Raw genomic sequence first — 21,606 nt, 5'->3', positions numbered from 1 at the left:
TGGTTTTTTTTATATATTGAATAAAAGTATTTTACAAGGACGATTGAAATGTCAAAGCTTGAGCAGTTACTGAGTCAATATGCTGCGTACCACCTAGATCATAAAAATGTCATGACACATTTTATTGGTATTCCTATGATTGTGTTTTCAATTATATGTTTAACCGCTAGAGCAGGGGTCATGATCGCAGGTTTTGATCTTACCTTAGCTTTAGTTTTGATCGTGGCGAGTGTGGTTTATTACTTAAGTCTCGACAAAATCTTTGGTGGCTTGATGTTGCTGATCTTTGCGATTGCATATCCATTTGCATATAAAATTGCTCAGATGGATATGGGTACTTGGTTAATATTAAGTATCGGCATCTTTGTAGTGGGTTGGGTATTCCAATTTGTTGGGCATTTTTATGAAAAGAAAAAACCTGCATTTGTTGATGATCTTGTTGGATTAGCCATTGGTCCTTTATTCGTTTTGGCTGAGTTTGTATTCCTACTGGGTTTGCGTAAAGATTTACAAGCGAGAATGTTAGAAGCTGCAAAGAAACAACGTGCTGAAATGGATGCCAAAGCAGTACATGTATAAACTGATGATTCTAATGTTAAGTTAAGATTAAAAAATGCCCTGAATCATCAGGGCATTTTTTATTTCTGTTTTATCTTACAAATCTATTGAAAAGATTTATCTAAGAATTAAACATTAAAACGGAAGTGTAAAACGTCGCCGTCTTGAACCACGTAAGTTTTGCCTTCTAAGCGCCATTTACCTGCTTCTTTTGCACCAGATTCGCCGTTGAATTGAATGAAGTCATCATATGCAACACATTCAGCACGAATAAAGCCTTTTTCAAAGTCGGTGTGAATCACACCCGCTGCTTGAGGTGCAGTTGCGCCAACTTTAACTGTCCAAGCACGTACTTCTTGTACGCCTGCTGTGAAGTAAGTTTGTAGACCAAGCAATGAATAACCTGCACGAATCACCACGTTTAGGCCCGGTTCTTCCATACCCAAAGCTTCAAGAAACTCTGCACGATCTTCATCTTCAAGCAGTGAAATTTCAGCTTCGATTTGGTTGCATAATGGAACAACAATTGCATTTTCTTCAGCAGCTAATTTTTTAACAGCATCTAAATGTGGGTTATTTTCAAAACCATCTTCTGCAACGTTAGCAATATACATGGTTGGTTTTAAAGTCATTAAACCAAAACCACGAACTGATTTACGTTCATCATCATCTAAATCAGCAGCACGAGCAGGCTTGCCTTCATCCAATAACGGTTGGATTTTTTCTAATACAGCTTTAGTCGCAAGTGCTTCTTTGTCACCACTTTTCGCTGATTTTGCCAAACGAGTAATTGCTTTTGCAACAGTTTCTAAGTCTGCTAGTGCAAGTTCAGTGTTGATTGTTGCGATATCATCTAATGGATCAATTTTACCATTCACATGGATAACATTTTCATCTTCAAAACAACGCACAACGTGAGCAATTGCATCAGTTTCACGGATGTTTGCAAGGAATTGGTTACCCAAACCTTCACCTTTAGATGCACCTGCAACTAAACCTGCGATGTCTACAAATTCCATTGTGGTTGGAATAACACGTTGTGGTTTTACAATCGCTGTTAATTTGTCTAAACGTGGATCAGGTACAGGTACGATGCCTGTATTTGGTTCAATGGTACAGAATGGGAAGTTTTCCGCAGCAATAGCAGCTTTAGTCAATGCATTGAAAAGTGTAGATTTACCAACGTTCGGCAAGCCGACAATACCGCAATTAAAACCCATGAAGTGACTCACACAGTGTTATATAAAAATTGTCGCTGATTTTACATGAAAGCCATGACAAAGTCAGGTCTAAGGCATAAGTTTTAAATGGATCGTCATGATCTAGGTTTAAATTGTTTATTTGGTATCAATGGGTTTATTTATTCTCCAATATATGTTGGAGAATAAAATTTAAAATTGAGTAGAGAGCGATGCTGAAACGCCTAACTTTTCAATCGGTTCATAGACACCATTTCCTAGAACAGCATATGTATATTTATTGGTGAGATTGGTTGCTAGGACACGCAGTCTTATCGGCGTATTGCCTATTTTAAATTGATAACGTGCGCCTAAATCTAGGGTGATATAGCTTGGTAAAATCATCACATTATCAACAGTTGCTGCTTGGCTGCTTTGATAATTCACACTCGCATCAATCGACATATTTTCCAAGAACGGCAAATTATAATCTAAACTCAATTGAGCAATATAATCAGATTGGGCAACTGGTCGTTTACCAATTGTTTCATTTGTTGAAATCACATCACTCACACGTGGTTTTGATAGCACAGCACCAGCAACTATCGTTAAATCTTGAATAGGATTTGTGGTTAGGCTCAACTCAAAACCTTGATGAACTTCTTTACCTAAAGTCCCATAATGATTGGATTGGCTCAAAGCAAGATAAGGTTTTTCAATATCGTAATAACCTAGAATAAAATTAGATTGCTTACCCAATTTCCATTGTATACCAGCATCCCACTGTTTTGTTTGGATTGCAGCTAAGACTTGATTACCATTCTCTGCGTAACTGGGTGCAACACCTGCATCTTCTACACCTTTGACATAACTTGTATAAAAGGAAATATTTTGAGTAATGGGTGCTGAAATACTTAAAGATGGTAGCCACAAATCATTACTTTTCTTACTGAAAGGTGCATCTGGATCATTTACTTCTTTGTTATAAGATGTCCGTTGTAAGCCTAGAGTGGCTTGACCAATATGATCCCACACAAGCCCATAAGATGCGGCACCTGTCACTTGTTTAATCGTATCCTTAGTTTTCAAACCAAATTGAAAATTAGGACGGGTAGGGTTTATTGCATCATTGATATTATTTGTTTCAAAATTAGCACTGTCTCCTCCACCGTAAGTACTATCTACAGTTCGATCACGTAGTGAAGCCGTAAGTAAGTGTTTACGAGGACCTTCATCAAATGACCGTGAAACTCGAATTTCACCACTTGAGGATGAAGATTTAGAAGACGGGTATGCAACAATAGTTCGAGCTATATCACCATTCTCACTTAACTTAAACAGGTTTGCGTAAGACGTTTCTATATCAAATTGTGAATAAAATCTTCCCATTCGGACAGTCCATTCACCAAAAGCACCTTTTGCAATTGTCCCTAAATTGGTACTTATCGAATCTGATATAGCCCATTCTGGACCTGGATAATGACCCCGTTTGATATTATTGGGAAAAAATTTACCATCGGTAATATAAGTACCGGGTGTGGTTTCATCAAAATAATAGCTACTACCTGCAAAAAATATTACTTCGATTCGAGGGTCTGGTTTCCAACGAGGTACAATACCAAACGATGCTGATGAAGAATTCCCCCCATCACCATAGTAGTTTTTAAAAGCAGATGTTCCTGCAGCAACACTGAATTTATCTTCAATGATTGGCATTTTTCCATCAAGTTCAATACCGTAAGTCCCGTATGCTCCATAGGTTACTTTCGGTTTAAAAGAGCTTTCATTACCGCTGTCTTTTAAATGAATATCAATAATTCCTGTGGGTGATGGAAAGGCATAACCTTGAGCGGCAGAACCAACTCGAATACTTGAACCAGATTGTATACGATTATTTATACTGGCTTGTCGGTCAAAATATAATCCTTCGATACGATAATTTCCTGCTGCGTTTGGTGAGAACCCCCTAACATTACTATTGTTATAAACCCCTAGAGATTCAGTACCGACAGTTACGCCAAAAGCATCTTCTGCAGAGGTCACTGCATTTTGATCGACAGCTTGTTCGGCGTAGCATGTACTTGAGACAATAAATATGAAAAAACCTATATTGAAACGGTAACGCATATATACAATTCCCTTGTATGTATTTTTAAATTTATAAAGTTTATTTTGTGCTATACGGTAATATCTTTGAAAGATTTATCATTTAAAATAATAATGACTTAGTAACTAATTATCTTTATAGGATAGTTAGTTTGAAATTTTAAGATATTCAAATTTAACATATACAATCATTTACATTCCTGTGGTTACTGGTTTATTATTTACTAGCTTTACTCTTTATCTTAGAGAATCTAATCCCTCTTAGTTATTAAATAAAAGATATTAATCGTAGCTGTGGGATGAAAAATAATGAAATTCTTTATAATAAATGCTGAATTTACCAGCCGTAGCCTTTTGTAACTATCTAAAAGGCTACACTAAAATATTTTACATAATTAATGCATAGTCATCTCTAGCTATACTAAAGTTGTCAATTTGAGAAATAGTCATTCAAAGTTTCTAATTTTTTCAGCTAATAAAGCTAGCTTCGAGTCATCTTCTCTTTTAAAATCATGGGAAGAAATGTATCCTTCATATTGATCAAAAAATTTTTCTACAGAAGATTTTATAGGCTTCCAATTTTCATGTGTTAGTTTAGTTCCATGCATTGGAAACAGTTTGGCATGAACATGATCAACCCCAAAACCTTCAAAAACTAATGCTGTTCTACCGACATCTTCAAAAAAATTATCCAATTTCTGTGCAATTTTTTTTGAATATATAACTAATTCAGATAGAGTATCATCACTTAAATCAAATGCATAACTAGAATAATGTTTTTTTGGTATGATGACAGTTGCACCTAGGGTATTTGGAAATATAGTTAGAAAAGCCATAAATTTTTCATTACTATCAATAAGATGATGAGGTAATTCATTATTTACAATTTTGCAAAAAATACAGTTTTCAGACACTTAATATCTCCCTAGGAAATTTTGTGGAGTCCCATATTGATGAGAAACTACTTACATTAGAATTATGAGCAATTTTGTTTAATGCAAAAGATGAAATAATACCTGCTAATTCAATATTTGATGGACCAAAACTGGGTCCTATGAAAAAAGGATTTCTTTTCCAAAAAAAATTATCTTTAGTTTCATGATTTTTATATAGGTTACCAATAGTTAATGTGAGATTATTTTGAACATAACCAGAACCTATAAAGTTAGTAGGGGGTAAATGTTTATTACTTTCCATTAAATTTTTATACAAGCTTAGTGGCTCATCAGCTGTTACAATAATTATATCAAAATTAGTATTTAATTTCATATTTTCTGATATTTTTTCAAATATTAATTGACAATTAATACCATCAAATCTGTCATTAATAACTTTGTTTAATACATCAATTTTAAATTTTCCAATATCATTTTTATTCCATAAAATTTGACGATTTAAATTACTTTTCTCAATAGTATCTCCATCAATTAATGTCAAATTTTTTATTCCAGCACCTGCCAATAAAATTGCTGAAATAGACCCAATACCTCCACATCCTATTATCGCTACTTTAGCATTAATAATATAATTCATAGCTTGGTTTAATTCTGAGCAGTTTTTAACTGATGAAGATATATATGAAAAAGTTCGACTATATACTGGATCATCAATGTATTTCTTAGAGAGTAATACTTCGTCTTCGGTAGCTCCAAAAATAATTGCTCCAACATCGATTAAGGACTCCAAAATTTTTTCTGGATTATAATCTAATATTTCTGAAATTCCTTTAGGCCCAAAAATGTGTGTTATCTTATCATCTGTAAAACCTTCAAGAACAGTCGGGCATATTAATCCTATTGATTTATTATTAACATACACAAGACCTTTTTCAATAGTTACATTCTCTGAATTTATAATAGTGAAAATTGAATCCATGATACCTCTTTTTATGGTATAAAGTTATAAATTATATTTTGCATTTCATTAAATGGGGATCGGTTGTTTTTAGTACAAATGGTAGATTTTTTTTAAAAATCTACCATGGAAATATATTAAACTTATTTGTTTAGTATATTAGTTACAACGAGCAGTCATAATGCGAGCAAAGCTTTCATTATCCATCATTTTACAACTTGCTGCTAAAATATTTTCTGAAACTTCAGCATTTTCATTTGTTTTTGATAATTGTTGAGTGGAAGGCACAGTTTGTGCTTCAACTTGAGCAGTTAACAAAATAGATGATATTAATAGAAGTTGTGATTTTTTCATTTTGATTCTCCAAAATTATTTATTTTTAATGCTTTATTATTTAAAGCCCTTTTTTTATATAATTTTATAAAAAAAGTGTCAAGCTCTAATTATTTTTTTTTGATATCTGGTGGTCAGACTGTTAAAAATATAAGACAATTGTTAAGGAATTATTCAGAACATGAGACTTTTTGTGTGAGTCTAATTTTAAACAGCTCTAACTGGTGGCTCATAACGTTTTAGTTAATTTAAAAATCAGTTAAAAAGATACTTTCGCAAGAAATTTATTATTCATTTTTTACAACAAAGCTATATTGGCGTTGCTGAAATAATATATTTAGACAATTGTTTGTTACATCCTTTGGCGATGCATTGGTTTGTGTCATGTGAACACCCTTTATAAATTAAATTTTTAATGTTGTTTAAGCGCTTTGCTTGGATAAGTCGAATTGTTGTGCTTTTGATTGCTTTGGGTTTTGACATCGGAAATGAGCAGCAGGGTGCTGCGTCGTTAAATGATTGCCTTGCTTGAAAATTTTATTTCTCAAAGAGCCTTGGTGGTATTTTGTTTTAAATCGACCACGTTGCTGTAATTCAGGAATAACAAAATCAATAAAATCATGATGTGACTCAGGTGCAACGGTTCGTGTTAGGTTAAAGCCATCAATTCCTGTTTCATCCATCAACTGAATCAGCTGTTTAGCGACGGTTTCACCACTACCGACAAACAGTGGATAACGACCACCTAAAATATGTTGTGCTTTTAGGTCGTTAGGTGTGATTTTCTTTTCCTTAAACTTGTGATTTACAGAAGCAATACTATTGGTCTGTTGGTAAGGAATAGCTTCATCATCGGCATATTTAGATAGGTCAATACCCACAGAGCTTGAGTAATGTGCCAAACCGGCTTCAGGACTTGCATAGCGGATATATTCAGCCAACTTTTGTTGAGCCAAGAGATCTGTTTCAGCAGTCACAACGGTAATTCCAACAAAGATTTTTACATCTTCAGGTTGGCGCCCTTGCTGGGTCGCAAGTTCTCGGATTTTATCCACCTGCTGTTTAATTTTTTCAGGGTGATCGCCACCAATGAAAACACATTCTGCATGGCGTGTTGAAAAAACCAATCCACGTGGTGAAGCCCCTGCTTGGAAGAGTACAGGCGTTCGTTGCGGAGATGGTGAAACTTGAAATACGCCTTCGCTTTGGTAAAAACGGCCATGATGCTGAATTGAATGCACTTTGCTTGGATCTGTGAAAATACGTTTTTGCTTATCTTTTAAGACAGCATCATTTTCCCAAGAGCCTTCCCAAAACTTGTAGCAAAGCTCCAAAAACTCTTCAGCCTGTTCATAGCGTAAATCATGGTCTTTTAAACCTTTTTGACCGATTAAGCGTTCAGCACTGTCTAAGTAACCTGTGACAATATTCCAGCCAATACGGCCTTGAGTCAGATGATCTAAACTACCAAAACGACGTGCAAACTGATAAGGCGTTTCATAACTTAAATTCACCGTTACCCCAAAACCTAAATTTTCTGTGACAGAAGCCATAGCAGAAACCAAAGTAGCAGGGTCGTGGCTTGGGAGTTGAATCGATTCTCTAAGGGTTAAATCGATACCATTTTGATAGACATCATAAGTCCCTGTGATATCTGCAATAAATAAACCATCAAACAGACCACGTTCTAACGTTTTGGCTAAATCTGTCCAATAACCCAACTCATTAAAACGATGTGACTCATCTCGTGGATGTGCCCATAAACCATGATTGATATGTCCTACACTATTCATATCAAAGGCATTTAGAAGAATCTTTTTCTTGGCGTTGTTTATTTCTGTGTTCGTTTCTGTATGAATTTCAGTATTTTGAATATTATTACTCATTACAATGTTCCTCGACGTGGTGGAAGAATATTGTTCAAGACATAATTTCCAATAAAATAATATTTCCAACGAGAAGCATCATGCAGCGTATGTACACGTGCATTACGCCAATGACGGTCTAGGCCATCTGCACGTTGGCTACCACGACTACCTGCCAACTCAATCAGTTTTGATGAGGCTTTCAAGGCTGTTTCGGTGCTATGCGCACGGACTTTGGCAACATCTATAGAGGCTTTGGCAATATTTTCAGCAGTTGGGTTTGGTTTTGCTGCATCAATAGACTGTGCTGCTTGTTTTAAGAGCACTTCGCTAGCACGTACATCCGCAGCAATCTTTCCAATTTCATAAATGGTTAAAGGATCTTGGTCGGCACGTTCCACATTGGCATCAATCCATGCACGCGCTTGTTTGACACGTTGAAGTGTTTCTTCAAATGCAGCTCTTGCAATCCCTGTTTCAATTGCTGCATGCATAATTTGCGCAAAAGGCCCAACCAGTGTTGGGTTTGAAAATGCTGTATCAAAGACAATCACATCTTCAGCATCTACAAAGACCTGATTAAATTTTACAGTACCACTGCCTGTGGTTTTTTGCCCAAAACCAGACCAATCATCTATGCGTTGTAAGCCTTGCGCATCGGATGGAATAAATGCTAAATATTCACGATCATCGGCATCGCGTACAAGGGTGGGAATACGATGTGCGAAAAGACTGCCTGTGCAATAGAACTTTTCTCCATTGACCTCAAAGCCCTGCGTATTGTTGCGTTTAGATGGAGTGATTTGCGTATGCTTTTGAGCTGCAGTCTTAGTTTTAAACTCTGATAATGCATTACCAAAGCGTGCGCCATTTAATACTTCGCTGTAGAGTTTTTGTTTTTGCGCATCTGTACCTGTATTGCGCAATACTTCTAATGCATAAAAATGATTTTGTGGAATTTGCCCAATTGAGCCATCTGCACCACTAAAAAGGGCAATAATTTTTGCAACAGTATGACTGGATACATCGGCACCGCCGTATTGTTTGGGAACGGTAATTGCCCATAAACCAGATTGGCTAAATGCTTCAATTTCGTCAAAAGGAAGTTCACGTGCGGTATCACGAGAAACTGCATTTAGTTTAAATTGCTGACTGAGCTGTTCTGCGATTTCCAATGCCTCTGCATCAGACTGGATAATATGTGCCTGCGTAAAAGCTGTATTTTCTGCGTCTAAAACTTTATGAATATCTTGGTAAGTTGTCATTTTATTTTCCTTGAATGTTTGTTTTGCCTGTTAAATCTGACGATTAAATCCACGCATGCCTTTGATCTTGCGTGCCATTCAAATAAAAATGACCAATTGCGTAATGTTTCCAGCGCACAGGATCATGCAGGGTATGTACACGTGCATTACGCCAATGTTGATCTAAATTGTGAATTTCTAAACTGGAGCGACTGCCACCTAATTCCAAAAGTTTTTCTGAAATCTGTAGCGCTGCATCATTGGCATAGACTTTAGCTTCAGCAACGATAATCGAGGCTTTACTGGCTTGCTCTGGACTGACAATGTCTTGTGAATCAAGCTGATCAAGATATTCAGCAGCTTCATCTAGTAATAGGACGGCTGCATTGAGCAAAATATCGAGTTTGCCCACTTCTTGTAGGGTATAAGCTTCAAAACTGGCTTTTTCGACATTGGCATCCACGATTGGACGTGCTTTATGAATTGCAGATAAGGTGTCTGCAAATGCTGCCTCAGCAATGCCTACATCGATTGCAACTTGGATCAGTTGAGAATATGCACCACGATATTTACGAGGGTCAGCCAATGGTTTTTCATCTAAAATTAAATCAGGATTAACCACCACATTTTTAAGTTTAACCGTGCCACTTGCTGTTGTACGTTGTCCAAAACCGTCCCAATCATTGACGATTTCAACCCCTTCAGCTTTTGCATCAATAATATTCAGAACAGTTTTACCAGTAGCATCGATGGCACGTATGGCAAGCCAATCCGCAAAAGATGCACCTGTAGAATAAAACTTTTCACCATTTAATAGATATTGACCGTTGATTTGATCTAAACGTGTGGCAATGGTTTTACTGTCTTTGGTATTGCGCTCTGGCCCACCATTGGCAAGACGTTTACCTTTTAAAATTTCGGTATAAATAAACTGTTTTTGCTTTTCATTGGCAATACTTTCAATCGCATTGAGTAGACCAAACTGATTCTGAGGAATTTGCCCAACACTGGCATCTGCTTTCGATAAAATACGGAAAACATGCGCCAAGGTCACATTAGAAATAGCAGCGCCACCGTATTTTTTGGCAATACGAATTCCGCCTAATCCCTTTAGGCTAAATTGTTCAATCACATCGTTAGGTAAAATACGGAGTTGATCACGTTGATTTCGTTCAATCAAAGCAAAATCTGCAACTTGGTAAGCTGCATTTAAAGCTTGCTGATCGTTTTCGATCACAAAAGCTTGCTGAGATGAGTTTAAACTAGACATATTGGCACCATTCAGTTGATACCAAAACGCTAAGCAATATTGCGGTAAAAATTAAACGAAGTATTGTGCTTAACTTATCTAAAAATGATTAAAAAATAAAAAGTGCAAATAAATTTATAAAATATGATAATTTAAGTTTTTGATTTTAAATTGTTTATTTAAAATTGATTGTATATTAGATACCGATCATTCCTATTGATTATCACATTGCTGCATATCGTTTAAATAAACTGATATATAAAATGCATAAGATCTTTGAAGAAGTGACATAGCAAATGGATAAAAAGGACATTGTAATTTAAGCAATGAATGACTAAAGTACACGGAATTACGAGGAATTTTCTAAGATTCTGATTAAAAGAATAATTTGGAGACTACATGCGCACGTTGTACCAATTTCCTCTCTCACACTTTAGTGAAAAAGCACGTTGGTTGTTGGATCATAAAGAACTGGATTATGTTGCGCAGAATTTGATTCCTGGTGTACATCGTGCATTTGCTCAATTAAAAACAGGGCAAAATAAATTGCCTATTCTCAAAGATGGCGAACACTATATCGCGGACTCAACACAAATTGCGCTGTATCTTGATGATATTTATCCTGAACATCGCTTGCTTCGTTCTGATCCTGCATTGCGTGAACATGCTTTAGAAATCAATGATATTGCCAATGAATTAGGCTTGCATGTTCGACGTTGGGGGCTGGCTCATGCTTTGGCAGAAAGTGATGAATCTTTAGATATCATGATTGGTGAAAAAGGCTATTTACGCCAATTCGAGAAATTTTCAAAACCTATTTTAAAAACATTGGTTTCTAAAAGTTACCAACTGAATAAAGAAAAAGTTGAAGAATCAAAACTGATTATGGATCAAATGATTATTGACCTAAATCAGAAGTTGATTGATAACGAATGTCGATATTTAGTCGGTGATCGCTTAGGGCTTGCAGATATTGCTGTGTGTTCAATGTTATCGCCACTATTGGAATTAGCTACAACGCCGTGGGAAAGAGAACATATAGAAACGGTTTCACATGAATTTTCTGAGCATACACAATACTTACTCGAGTTGCCTTTAGGTCAATATGTGAAAAGAATCTATACAACTGAACGTAATGCCCGTGTAGATTGGCGAGGAATTTAGCTTCTGAACCTTTTTACAAAGTAGATGAAAGTCTTTGGTGAGTTAGGCATATTATTGTTTTAAAATATTAAAATTAATTTTTTTGAAAATAAAAGCAATAATAACAATGAAGAAATTTTTCAAAATCGTTAGAAATTAAGTATGATAGAGCGGATTTGGAGATTTTTTAATGCAGAAACTTGTAGTTTTAAGTGCAATAAGCACTATTTTATTGATGGTCGGTTGTACTGAAAAGAAACCTGCAACTCCTGAAGAGATTTGGAAAGGCTATTGTACCAGTATAGGTAATGCTGCTCGTTCGATTACACTTGATCGTCAGAATGGGATTACGCATAAAGAAGCTGTTGATTATGCGAATAAAGTAAAAGATGCGACGACAAAGCAATTTGTGATTGAGTATTTAGAAAAGATTTATGCTTTACCTGAAACAGAGCTGAAGGCTGATAAAGATGCTGTGCAGGCGAAGTTTAAACAACAAGCTTTTGAACAGTGTTTAAATACACCACACGATCCGAAAAAAATGCCAGATTACAAACCGTTCTAAAGAGCGGTTTTTTATATTATAGATCATGAAAAATCACATACTTTTAGTCACAAAAAATGATTAGCATAAAATAAGAAAAGCATATATAAAATATAGAAATAGACAATAAAAAGTAGCAGAGGAGCGGTAAAAATGGAAGTTGTTGCATATTTACAAAATGCGGATTTGCTCTTGGAAGATGAACAAGGTGTTGTTGTTATTTGTGGAAGTCATTACGTCTTGAGTTTGGGTGATCAAGTTTTTTTTCAACAAGCGATTGATGAACAAGCAAAATTGTACCAAGTCAGAATTTCCTTTGCTTGCGCAGAACATGCCATGCTGCATGAGGATGAAGTGCAAATGAAATTTGAAGGTTGTCGTGATGATTTTCAAAACTATATAAATAACATAACTGTCCACTAAGGTTGAATATTCTTGGTAATAAAAGCATGGCAACATTTATGTTGCCATTTTTATACCTACAAAATGTCGTTAAAAGTAAAGCTGATTTGGTGTTACATTATAGAATATGATGGTGTTGAATGTGGAAATAAGTGTTGAACATGGGTGACAGATATTTATTTACAAAATAATGGTCATCACGAATAAACACGAAGTATGCATTAACTTTTGACTTGATTTTTAGTAAAATTTGACAGTCCATATTGCCAGTGAAGCTTTTGACAAGCTGGAATTCACAGGCAATTTTTTAAAAAAGAGGAATATGACCGTGCTAGAAGCTTACCGCCAACACGTTGCAGAACGTGCCGCACTCGGAGTCCCACCGAAGCCACTTGATGATGCTCAGACTGCTGACCTGGTTGAATTGTTAAAAAATCCACCTGCAGGCGAAGAGGCGTTTTTAGTTGATTTGCTTGAAAATCGTGTTCCTGCTGGTGTTGACCAAGCTGCTTACGTTAAAGCTGCTTTCTTAACTGCAGTTGCTAAAGGTGAAACAACTTCTCCATTAGTTTCTAAAGAACGTGCGGTTTACTTACTAGGTACTATGCTTGGTGGTTATAACGTAGCACCTTTGGTTGAGTTGCTTGATGATGCTGCACTTTCTGGTTTAGCTGCAGAAGCATTAAAGAAAACACTTCTTGTATTTGATGCGTTCCATGACATTGCTGAAAAAGCAAAAGCTGGAAATGCAAATGCGCAAGCAGTGATGCAATCTTGGGCTGATGCTGAATGGTTCACTAGCCGCAAAGATGTTCCAGAAGAAATTAAACTTACAGTTTTCAAAGTAACTGGCGAAACCAACACGGATGACTTGTCACCTGCACAAGACGCGTGGAGCCGTCCAGATATTCCATTACATGCAAATGCAATGTTGAAAAACGTACGTGATGGTATCAACCCAGAAGTTCCTGGTGAAGTTGGTCCATTGAACCAAATCAAAGAATTGATCGCGAAAGGCAACCAAGTTGCTTACGTAGGTGACGTTGTTGGTACAGGTTCATCTCGTAAATCTGCAACGAACTCTGTACTTTGGTTCTTTGGTGATGACATTGCTCACATCCCGAACAAAAAAGACGGTGGTTACTGCTTAGGTTCTAAAATCGCTCCGATTTTCTTCAACACAATGGAAGATGCAGGTGCGTTACCTGTAGAGATCGACGTTGCGAACATGAACATGGGCGACGAAATCGTTCTTAAGATTGATCATGCTGCTGCTAAAGTAACTGCGTTCAAAGCAGGCGAGCAAATCGCTGAATCTGAATTGAAAACTCCAGTGCTTCTTGATGAAGTACGTGCGGGTGGTCGTATCAACTTGATCGTTGGTCGTGGCTTGACAACTAAAGCGCGTGAAGCTTTAGGTCTTGCACCTTCAACTTTATTCCGTGTTCCAGTTCAACCTGCTGCAACAGGTAAAGGCTTTACTCAAGCACAGAAAATGGTAGGTCGCGCTTGTGGTCTTCCTGAAGGTCAAGGTGTACTTCCTGGTACTTACTGTGAACCTAAGATGACAACTGTTGGTTCGCAAGATACAACAGGTCCTATGACTCGTGATGAATTGAAAGACTTGGCTTGCCTAGGTTTCTCTGCTGATCTAGTTATGCAGTCTTTCTGTCACACAGCTGCTTATCCAAAGCCAGTTGACGTTCAAATGCAACACACGCTTCCTGATTTCATCATGAACCGTGGTGGTGTATCTTTACGCCCAGGCGACGGTATTATCCACTCTTGGTTAAACCGTATGTTAATGCCGGATACTGTTGGTACTGGTGGTGACTCGCATACTCGTTTCCCAATCGGTATTTCTTTCCCAGCGGGTTCTGGTCTAGTAGCGTTTGCTGCTGCAACTGGTGTTATGCCACTTGATATGCCTGAATCTGTTCTTGTTAAGTTCAAAGGTAAAATGCAACCTGGTATCACACTACGTGACCTAGTACATGCAATTCCTTATGTTGCGATTCAACAAGGTGACTTGACTGTAGAGAAGAAAGGCAAGAAAAACATTTTCTCTGGTCGTATCCTTGAGATCGATCTTACTGAAATGGAAACTGACCTTACTGTCGAGCAAGCATTTGAACTTTCTGATGCTTCTGCTGAGCGTTCAGCTGCTGGTTGTTCAATCACGCTTTCTGAAGAGAAAGTTGCTGAATACTTGAAATCAAACATCACTATGTTGAAGTGGATGATTTCTCAAGGTTATGGCGATGCTCGTACTATGGCGCGTCGTGTTGAAAACATGGAAAAATGGTTAGCGAATCCATCACTTCTTAAAGCTGATGCTGATGCTGAATACACTAAAGTGTATGAAATCGACCTTGCAACAATTACTGAGCCAGTTCTTTGCTGTCCAAACGATCCAGATGATGCGAAATTGTTATCTGACGTTCAAGGCGTGAAAATTGACGAAGTATTTGTTGGTTCATGTATGACGAATATCGGTCACTTCCGTGCAACTGGTAAGTTACTTGAAAAAGTTCCTGGTGGCGTGTTGAACACTCGTCTTTGGATTGCTCCTCCTACTCGTATGGATGAACACCAATTGATGGAAGAAGGTTTCTATAACATTTATGGTAAAGCTGGCGCGCGTACTGAAATGCCAGGTTGTTCATTATGTATGGGTAACCAAGCACGTGTAGCACCGAACACAACTTGTGTATCGACTTCTACTCGTAACTTCCCGAACCGTTTAGGTCAAGGTGCAAACGTTTACTTAGCTTCTGCTGAACTTGCTTCTGTAGCTGCGGTATTGGGTAAATTACCTTCTCCTGAAGAGTATCAACAATATGCTGCTCAAATCGACAGCATGTCTGCTGACATTTACCAATATTTGAACTTCGACAAGATGGGCGAGTATACAGATGCTGCTAAAGATGTTGATACTAAGAAAATTGCTGCTGCTCAATTAAGCTAATTTATTGAAAAATAGATCAAAATAGTTTATAAAAGCTCCACTTAGGTGGGGCTTTTTTATGAAACTAACAAAATTTACAATTAAAAACTTCAGAAGTATTACCGATGGGGGAGAAATTAATTTAAAAGATCAATCTGTGTTAGTTGGTAAGAATAATGAGGGTAAAACTACTGTTTTACTCGCGTTAAGGTTAGCAATGGATACTTTAAGATTTCATGGACGATCGTTTAAAAGCGTAGGAAGTGTGCGCTTTAAACAGAGAAATGATTATGACTGGTATAGAGATTTTCCAATTTCTCTTCAAAATAAGCCACGTGCTAAAAATACTTTATTTATATTAAATTTTGAGCTCAATGAAGAGGAAAGATTAGATTTCCACAAAGTTATCAAAAGTAAAATTAATAGTGATTTGTGTATACAGATTTCATTTGATCAAAATAATGTTGGTAAAATTCTTGTACCAAAGCGTGGTAGTAGTTCTCTATCTGAAAAATCAGAGAGAATTGCCAAATATATTGCTGAAAAAATTCAATTTACATATATTCCAGCCGTAAGAACCGAGCAAGAAGCTCTAGATGTAATTAATGAGATGGTTGAAGAAGAACTAGCAAAATTAGAAAGTGATGAAGAGTTTAAAAAGGCGTTAGCTGTTATTGAGAGTTTGCAAAAACCTGTACTAAATAAAGTTGCAAATACAATTAAAAATTCTTTACACAAATTTTTGCCAAATATTGAATCTGTACAATTAAGAATATCTGATTCAGCTAGAAGATATAGATTAAGAAAAGATTATGTAATTGAGATTGATGATGGCGATAAGACTGATATTAAATATAAAGGAGATGGGGTTAAAAGCTTAGCAGCTATTGGTTTGTTAAAAGACAGAAATAGAATTCATAATGGAGCATCTATTATTGCTATTGAGGAACCAGAATCTCATTTACATCCGTCAGCAATGCACAGTTTGAAAGTAGCTGTTGAAGAACTATCTTCAGTAAATCAATTGGTTATTTCAACACATAACCCTGTGTTTGTTGATAGAGATGAATTATCTAATAATATTTTAGTATCAAATAATAAAGTTAAATCAGTTAAGAAAATTCAAGAAATTCGTGATTGTCTAGGTGTTAGAACTTCAGATAATTTAGAACATGCACGTAAAGTTATTATTGTTGAAGGTGAATGTGACAGTATTATTCTTAGAAAGCTTATAATCGAGAGGAGCCCGAAATTATCAAAATTGATGAAAGATGGTGATTTAATAATTAAATTTCTAGGAGGTATTGGGAAGTTAAGTTATGAAATTAAGCATTACCAAGATATGCTTTGCTCTTGTTTTGTTATTGTGGATAACGATGAGGCCTCAAAATCAATTGTACCTAAATTACTTGAGTCTACTGAGTTAAATAATGATTCTTATAGCTATTTAGTAGCAAAAGGAAAAAAAGAAACAGAAATCGAAAATTTATTTAAAATCGAAATTTATTCGAATAAAATTGATGAAGAGTTCGGGATTGATTTTAAAAATACTAAATTTGGTAAAGATACTAGTAAGTGGAGTATCGCTTTAAGAAATGTGTTAGAAGCCCAAGGTAAGGTTCTAACTGATTCCGTTCTAAATGTGCTTAAGAAGTATATAGCTACACAAGTTAGTCAGCACGGTGTTTATGAAAATATTCATGATTGTAATCATGAATATGTAAATAACCTTATTATCCAGTTAGAGCGTAAATTTATAAAGTAATATAAAAGTTGATGTAAAAATGCCCAAACAATCCCGATTTCTCTGTATAGGTGGCTTCCTCAACGGAACCCAAGTCAAAGATCAAGGTGAGAGCTTTGTCTGTGTCGAAAATGGTAAACAAGTCACTTATTTTAAAAAGGAAATTTTTAACCAAGACGCTTGGGATCATGATTACTATGTTTGTGAAACTACGACAGACCAACAAGCTAGAAATTGGGTTTATGACATAGAATAACTGTCACATTATAAAAAACTAAAAAGATGAGCACATAACTCATCTTTTTATTCCACAAGTGTCTAATTAATTCGCATTCGCTACAGCAGGGACTGTTGCAGTTGCATCATTTGCAGCTTTACGAGTAGGCGTATAATTTAAACCTAAAGTGGCACTGGTATAAGTACGCACTTGATCAAGCAGAGCAGGGTTGGTTCCTAAATCTTGCCCATAAGATTGAACGATTTCATGTAACTTTGGATTCCACTTACCTTTCACTTGTTCAGGGAAAGCCTTCTCCATTAAATTCAACATAATATAAGGAGAAGTAGAAGCACCAGGAGAAGCACCAAGCAATGCGGTCACAGAACCATCTTTAGATGCAAAAATTTCAGTACCAAACTGTAAAGTCGCTTCTTTACCCGGTGCTTTCTTGATGATCTGAACACGCTGACCACCTTGATTCAATTTCCAATCTTCAATTTTAGCCTCAGGATAATATTTTTTAAGCTCGTTAAACTGATCTTGTTTTGACATTGCCACTTGGCTCACCAAGTATTCCACCAAATCTAAATTTTCAGCACCAATCGTCGCCATTGGAATCACATTATTTTTATTGGTGGCATCAATCAAATCAAACTGAGAACCATGTTTAAGGAATTTGTTTGAATAAGTTGCAAATGGCCCAAACAATACATATTTTTTGCCATCAATATAACGCGTATCAATGTGCGGTACAGACATTGGAGGCGCACCTAATTCAGGTTTACCATACACTTTAGCCGTATGTTGAGCGGTAACCGCTGGATTGTCAGTCATGAGGAAAATACCGCCAATCGGGAAGCCTGCATATTGTTTGGTTTCTTCTAAACCTGTCATTTGCAATAATCTGATCGCAGCACCTCCTGCACCAATAAATACATGACGGGTTTTGATATGACTTTCTGCATTGGTTTTTAAATTTTTAAATGAAACGGTCCACGTTTTATCTACATTTGGACTGATACCTGTAACTTCAGTAGATGTTTCGAGTTTGAAATTAGACTGCTTTTTCAAATGATCAACCAATTGAGTGGTAATAGAACCATAATTTACATCTGAACCGACATCCATACGAGTTGCAGCAACTTTTTGATTTGCATCACGACCTTGCATCACAAGTGGCGCCCATTGTTTAATTTCAGCAGGATTTTCAGTATATTTTAACCCTTCAAACATTGGACTTTGAATCATCGCTTCATAACGCTTTTTCATATAGTTGACGCTATCACCCCAAACAAATGCAATGTGTGGAACAGGATTAATGAAGCTAGTCGGTTGACCGAGCACACCATTTTTAACCTGATAAGACCAAAATTGCTTACTCACCTCAAACTGAGAAGCGGTGTCGATCGCTTTTTTGATGTCAACTTTACCGTCTTTTTCAGGGGTATAGTTCATTTCCATAAAGCCTGAATGCCCAGTACCTGCATTGTTTAAACCTTTTGAACTTTCTTGACCGACTTGATCCAAGCGTTCATACATTCGCACTTGCCATGAAGGTTCTAATTCACTCAAATAAGTGCCTAAAGTCGCACTCATGATACCGCCACCAACAAGAACAACATCTACAACAGGTTCATCAGCTTTAGTATTTACTGAATTAGAGGCAGTGGGTCGAAATAGAAAAATTAGTCCGATCACAAAGAGTACAACAAGGATGATGAGTAGATATTTAAAAAATTTCTTCATAGTTATTCCTTTTTTACTTCGATTTATTCTTAAATAATAGTGTACAAAATAAGCAGGTATAGTGAACTTATGTAAACGCTTTTTAGTTTTGATTATAAATGTGCTGAATGGTATATCGTTGAAAATTTAGACAATAAAAAGCCCCATGGTTAGGGGCTAGTCGTATATGCATCGAGGCATATACTGTAAGAGGCTCATCTCATACTGTAATTATTAAAACATAAATCCATAAAAATTTCAGTAAAAATATTCAAATCTGATTTGTATTATTCGATCATCATCAAGTCTGATTTATTTTCTAACTTTAATGGACGTAAAGCAAAAATAGAGCGAGTATGGCGAATACCTTTCATCGAGTATAAGTTTTTACGTAAAAAACGCTCATAGTGTTCAGCATTTTTTACAGCAACTTTAACCAGATAATCGTAATCGCCAGTCACTAAATTGCTCTAAAATTTCATCATCATGGCGTTCTAAAGTAATTTCAATAAAGAACAATTCATTAATACCAATGGCTTTAGCATTAATCGTTGCAGTATAGCCTTCAATAACATTGAGTGATTCAAGGCGTTTGACTCGAGTCCAACAGGGTGAGGAAGATAAACCGACCATTTCTGAAAGTTGAGCTACAGTGAGTCGGCCATCTTGTCTGAGTGCTGATAAAATTTTGCGATCTATCTTGTCTAAATTGTATTGGTTGTCACTCATACGCTATACCTCAGAATTTTTTCCCGTAAATGATCTAAATCATGAAATTTAATTCCGGAAATGATTTAAAACAAGATCAAATTCGGGAAACATTTCATTCAATGAAACGCTAAAATAATCTTATTGAATCAAAGACATTTGGGAGACTGGCTTTGATTCTATGGACAGCATCTTTAGCGGAAGGGTGCCATTAAAGATGCTGTCCAAGACTTTAAACTTTTCGTACTTTGAACCAATATGCAAGACTTAAACATGCAATCCATAGTGGAATTAAAATAACAGCAATGCGCATATCAGGTGTCATCCACATAATTGCCAAAATACACAACATGAAAATGACACAAATATAATTACTCAATGGATATCCAATCGAAGGGAAAAGTGACACTTTATTTAAAGCATTCATTTTTCGCTTAAACTTAAGATGTGTTAGAGAAAGCACTGTCCAGTTAATCACAATCGCTGAAATTACAAGACTCATTAATAACTTAAATGCATTTTCTGGAAAAATATAGTTTAGCACCACACAGATTGCTGTGACTAAAGCCGAGGTCAAAATAGCCGTATAAGGAATACCGCGTTTATTAATTTTACTGAGGAATTGAGGTGCGTTTCCTTGCTGTGCTAAGCCAAGCAACATACGACTCGTACCATAACTTGTTCCGTTATAAACAGAAATTGCAGCGGTAAGTACAACAAAATTAAGTGCTGTTGCAACACCTTGGCTTCCAAGTGAATCAAAAATCAGCACAAAAGGACTACCACCTTCAGCAATTTGATTCCATGGGAAAAGCGATAACAAAACAATGATTGTTAACACGTAAAATAAAAGTACACGATAAACAATCTGATTGACTGCTTTGGGAATCGTTTGGGTTGGATTTTGAGTTTCTGCCGCAGCAATACCAACCAATTCGATCCCACCAAAAGAGAACATAATGATCGCCATTGCCATGACTAAACCCGTCAGACCATTCGGAAAGAATCCGCCCAAAGCCCAGAGGTTTGAAATAGAAGCAGTTTCACCTGCATGTCCACTAGCCAGTAACCATGAACCAAAACCAATCATGGCGATAATGGCTAAAATTTTAATGATGGAAAATAAAAATTCCATTTCACCAAAAACTTTAACATGCAAAAGGTTAATCACATTGATCAAGATAAAGAAGGCGAGTGCAGATATCCAAGTCGGGATTTCGGGCCACCAATATTGAACATATAAACCAATTGCACTCAGCTCAGCCATACAAACCAAGACATTGAGCACCCAGTAATTCCAGCCAGACATAAAACCAGCAAATGGACTCCAGTATTTATAGGCAAAATAACTGAATGAACCACTGACAGGTTCTTCAACTACCATTTCACCCAGTTGGCGCATCATAAAAAATGCAATTAAGCCTGCAATTGCATAGCCTAAAATAACGGATGGCCCTGCAAGTTTGATGGTTTGAGAAATTCCTAAGAAAAGCCCTGTGCCAATTGAGCCGCCTAAAGCAATCAATTGAATATGACGATTGCTCAAGCCGTGTTTAAGCTGGCTGTTTTGTTGCGAAGACATCAATGATCCATATTTGAGAGTTGTACTGTGTACATGTACGTAAACTGTAAAATCAGCAATGCTGAAAAATATGTGACTAATATAATAAATTTTTATCTATTTATAAAATTTTATTTATCAGTCTTCTCGAGTGATTCATGATTTTCAACCAGTGAGAATGTACATTGTTTAGCGTTGTAACATTGTCTTAGCAGGGCTTAGCGT

Annotated in this window: 17 protein-coding genes and 1 pseudogene; 7 read left to right on the top strand and 11 right to left on the bottom strand. The window is 36.4% G+C overall.

Going from position 1 to position 21,606, the window contains the following annotated elements; genetic code table 11:
* The first annotated feature begins 48 nt into the window (after positions 1-48).
* Positions 49-579: an Mpo1 family 2-hydroxy fatty acid dioxygenase gene (locus tag CDA10_RS10150; protein ID WP_089605493.1), complete on the top strand. Its 531-nt coding sequence runs from the start codon at positions 49-51 to the stop codon at positions 577-579.
* A gap of 107 nt (positions 580-686) precedes the next feature.
* On the opposite strand, the gene ychF is transcribed toward CDA10_RS10150, so the two are convergent.
* From ychF to CDA10_RS10110, 8 genes are all read right to left on the bottom strand, one after another.
* Positions 687-1,778: a redox-regulated ATPase YchF gene (gene ychF / locus CDA10_RS10145; protein WP_089605492.1), complete on the bottom strand. Its 1,092-nt coding sequence runs from the start codon at positions 1,776-1,778 to the stop codon at positions 687-689.
* 171 nt (positions 1,779-1,949) lie between these two features.
* Positions 1,950-3,863 carry a TonB-dependent siderophore receptor gene (locus CDA10_RS10140; protein ID WP_089605491.1) on the bottom strand — a complete coding sequence of 638 codons (1,914 nt, stop codon included), beginning with the start codon at positions 3,861-3,863 and terminating at the stop codon, positions 1,950-1,952.
* A gap of 425 nt (positions 3,864-4,288) precedes the next feature.
* The gene (locus tag CDA10_RS10135) at positions 4,289-4,756 is read right to left on the bottom strand and encodes an HIT family protein (RefSeq protein WP_089605490.1); all 468 of its coding nucleotides are present in this window, start codon (positions 4,754-4,756) and stop codon (positions 4,289-4,291) included.
* Positions 4,749-5,717, bottom strand: coding sequence for a ThiF family adenylyltransferase (locus tag CDA10_RS10130; protein ID WP_089605489.1), 969 nt, complete (start codon positions 5,715-5,717; stop codon positions 4,749-4,751). Before CDA10_RS10130 ends, CDA10_RS10135 begins: the two co-directional genes overlap by 8 nt.
* Positions 5,718-5,855: 138 nt before the next feature.
* Positions 5,856-6,050, bottom strand: a complete 195-nt coding sequence (locus CDA10_RS10125; protein ID WP_089605488.1) for a hypothetical protein — start codon at positions 6,048-6,050, stop codon at positions 5,856-5,858.
* A 401-nt stretch (positions 6,051-6,451) separates the two neighbouring features.
* A complete protein-coding gene (locus CDA10_RS10120; protein WP_267284017.1) occupies positions 6,452-7,915 on the bottom strand; it encodes an LLM class flavin-dependent oxidoreductase in 1,464 nt (487 codons plus the stop codon).
* Positions 7,915-9,159, bottom strand: coding sequence for an SfnB family sulfur acquisition oxidoreductase (locus tag CDA10_RS10115; protein ID WP_089605487.1), 1,245 nt, complete (start codon positions 9,157-9,159; stop codon positions 7,915-7,917). The genes CDA10_RS10120 and CDA10_RS10115 overlap by 1 nt, the downstream gene beginning before the upstream one ends.
* A gap of 43 nt (positions 9,160-9,202) precedes the next feature.
* Complete coding sequence (locus CDA10_RS10110; protein ID WP_089605486.1) at positions 9,203-10,408, bottom strand: SfnB family sulfur acquisition oxidoreductase; 1,206 nt, start codon at positions 10,406-10,408, stop codon at positions 9,203-9,205.
* 378 nt (positions 10,409-10,786) lie between these two features.
* On the opposite strand from CDA10_RS10110, the gene CDA10_RS10105 reads away from it, so the two are divergent.
* The 6 genes from CDA10_RS10105 (at position 10,787) to CDA10_RS10080 (ending at position 17,423) form a co-directional block, all read left to right on the top strand.
* Entirely contained in the window at positions 10,787-11,551 is a 765-nt protein-coding gene (locus tag CDA10_RS10105; protein ID WP_089605485.1) for a glutathione S-transferase family protein, read from the top strand.
* A 169-nt stretch (positions 11,552-11,720) separates the two neighbouring features.
* Positions 11,721-12,095, top strand: coding sequence for a hypothetical protein (locus CDA10_RS10100; RefSeq protein WP_089605484.1), 375 nt, complete (start codon positions 11,721-11,723; stop codon positions 12,093-12,095).
* Between the two features lie 132 nt (positions 12,096-12,227).
* Positions 12,228-12,497 carry a hypothetical protein gene (locus tag CDA10_RS10095; protein WP_089605483.1) on the top strand — a complete coding sequence of 90 codons (270 nt, stop codon included), beginning with the start codon at positions 12,228-12,230 and terminating at the stop codon, positions 12,495-12,497.
* A gap of 307 nt (positions 12,498-12,804) precedes the next feature.
* A complete protein-coding gene (locus tag CDA10_RS10090) occupies positions 12,805-15,444 on the top strand; it encodes a bifunctional aconitate hydratase 2/2-methylisocitrate dehydratase (RefSeq protein WP_089605614.1) in 2,640 nt (879 codons plus the stop codon).
* A 58-nt stretch (positions 15,445-15,502) separates the two neighbouring features.
* The gene (locus CDA10_RS10085) at positions 15,503-17,188 is read left to right on the top strand and encodes an ATP-dependent nuclease (protein ID WP_089605482.1); all 1,686 of its coding nucleotides are present in this window, start codon (positions 15,503-15,505) and stop codon (positions 17,186-17,188) included.
* A gap of 19 nt (positions 17,189-17,207) precedes the next feature.
* Positions 17,208-17,423: a hypothetical protein gene (locus CDA10_RS10080; protein WP_089605481.1), complete on the top strand. Its 216-nt coding sequence runs from the start codon at positions 17,208-17,210 to the stop codon at positions 17,421-17,423.
* A 66-nt stretch (positions 17,424-17,489) separates the two neighbouring features.
* On the opposite strand, the gene mqo is transcribed toward CDA10_RS10080, so the two are convergent.
* From mqo to CDA10_RS10065, 3 genes and pseudogenes are all read right to left on the bottom strand, one after another.
* Complete coding sequence (gene mqo, locus CDA10_RS10075) at positions 17,490-19,133, bottom strand: malate dehydrogenase (quinone) (RefSeq protein ID WP_089605480.1); 1,644 nt, start codon at positions 19,131-19,133, stop codon at positions 17,490-17,492.
* A 266-nt stretch (positions 19,134-19,399) separates the two neighbouring features.
* Positions 19,400-19,841, bottom strand: a pseudogene (locus tag CDA10_RS10070) (Lrp/AsnC family transcriptional regulator).
* Positions 19,842-20,052: 211 nt separating this feature from the next.
* On the bottom strand, positions 20,053-21,402 hold the full coding sequence (locus tag CDA10_RS10065) for an amino acid permease (protein ID WP_089605479.1): 1,350 nt from the start codon (positions 21,400-21,402) through the stop codon (positions 20,053-20,055).
* Positions 21,403-21,606 lie beyond the last annotated feature (204 nt).

This window comes from Acinetobacter piscicola (assembly GCF_002233755.1).
In the GTDB taxonomy this organism is placed as follows: Bacteria; Pseudomonadota; Gammaproteobacteria; order Pseudomonadales; family Moraxellaceae; genus Acinetobacter; species Acinetobacter piscicola.
This window is presented reverse-complemented; position numbering and strand designations above follow the sequence as displayed.

Bases quoted from the DNA above. Each gene is read 5' to 3' on its own strand.
- CDA10_RS10115 (WP_089605487.1), bottom strand. From the start codon at position 9,159: ATGACAACTTACCAAGATATTCATAAAGTTTTAGACGCAGAAAATACA.
- CDA10_RS10140 (WP_089605491.1), bottom strand. From the start codon at position 3,863: ATGCGTTACCGTTTCAATATAGGTTTTTTCATATTTATTGTCTCAAGT.
- CDA10_RS10100 (WP_089605484.1), top strand. From the start codon at position 11,721: ATGCAGAAACTTGTAGTTTTAAGTGCAATAAGCACTATTTTATTGATG.
- CDA10_RS10150 (WP_089605493.1), top strand. From the start codon at position 49: ATGTCAAAGCTTGAGCAGTTACTGAGTCAATATGCTGCGTACCACCTA.
- CDA10_RS10105 (WP_089605485.1), top strand. From the start codon at position 10,787: ATGCGCACGTTGTACCAATTTCCTCTCTCACACTTTAGTGAAAAAGCA.
- CDA10_RS10130 (WP_089605489.1), bottom strand. From the start codon at position 5,717: ATGGATTCAATTTTCACTATTATAAATTCAGAGAATGTAACTATTGAA.
- CDA10_RS10110 (WP_089605486.1), bottom strand. From the start codon at position 10,408: ATGTCTAGTTTAAACTCATCTCAGCAAGCTTTTGTGATCGAAAACGAT.
- CDA10_RS10095 (WP_089605483.1), top strand. From the start codon at position 12,228: ATGGAAGTTGTTGCATATTTACAAAATGCGGATTTGCTCTTGGAAGAT.
- CDA10_RS10120 (WP_267284017.1), bottom strand. From the start codon at position 7,915: ATGAGTAATAATATTCAAAATACTGAAATTCATACAGAAACGAACACA.
- CDA10_RS10125 (WP_089605488.1), bottom strand. From the start codon at position 6,050: ATGAAAAAATCACAACTTCTATTAATATCATCTATTTTGTTAACTGCT.
- CDA10_RS10080 (WP_089605481.1), top strand. From the start codon at position 17,208: ATGCCCAAACAATCCCGATTTCTCTGTATAGGTGGCTTCCTCAACGGA.
- ychF (WP_089605492.1), bottom strand. From the start codon at position 1,778: ATGGGTTTTAATTGCGGTATTGTCGGCTTGCCGAACGTTGGTAAATCT.
- CDA10_RS10085 (WP_089605482.1), top strand. From the start codon at position 15,503: ATGAAACTAACAAAATTTACAATTAAAAACTTCAGAAGTATTACCGAT.
- CDA10_RS10065 (WP_089605479.1), bottom strand. From the start codon at position 21,402: ATGTCTTCGCAACAAAACAGCCAGCTTAAACACGGCTTGAGCAATCGT.
- mqo (WP_089605480.1), bottom strand. From the start codon at position 19,133: ATGAAGAAATTTTTTAAATATCTACTCATCATCCTTGTTGTACTCTTT.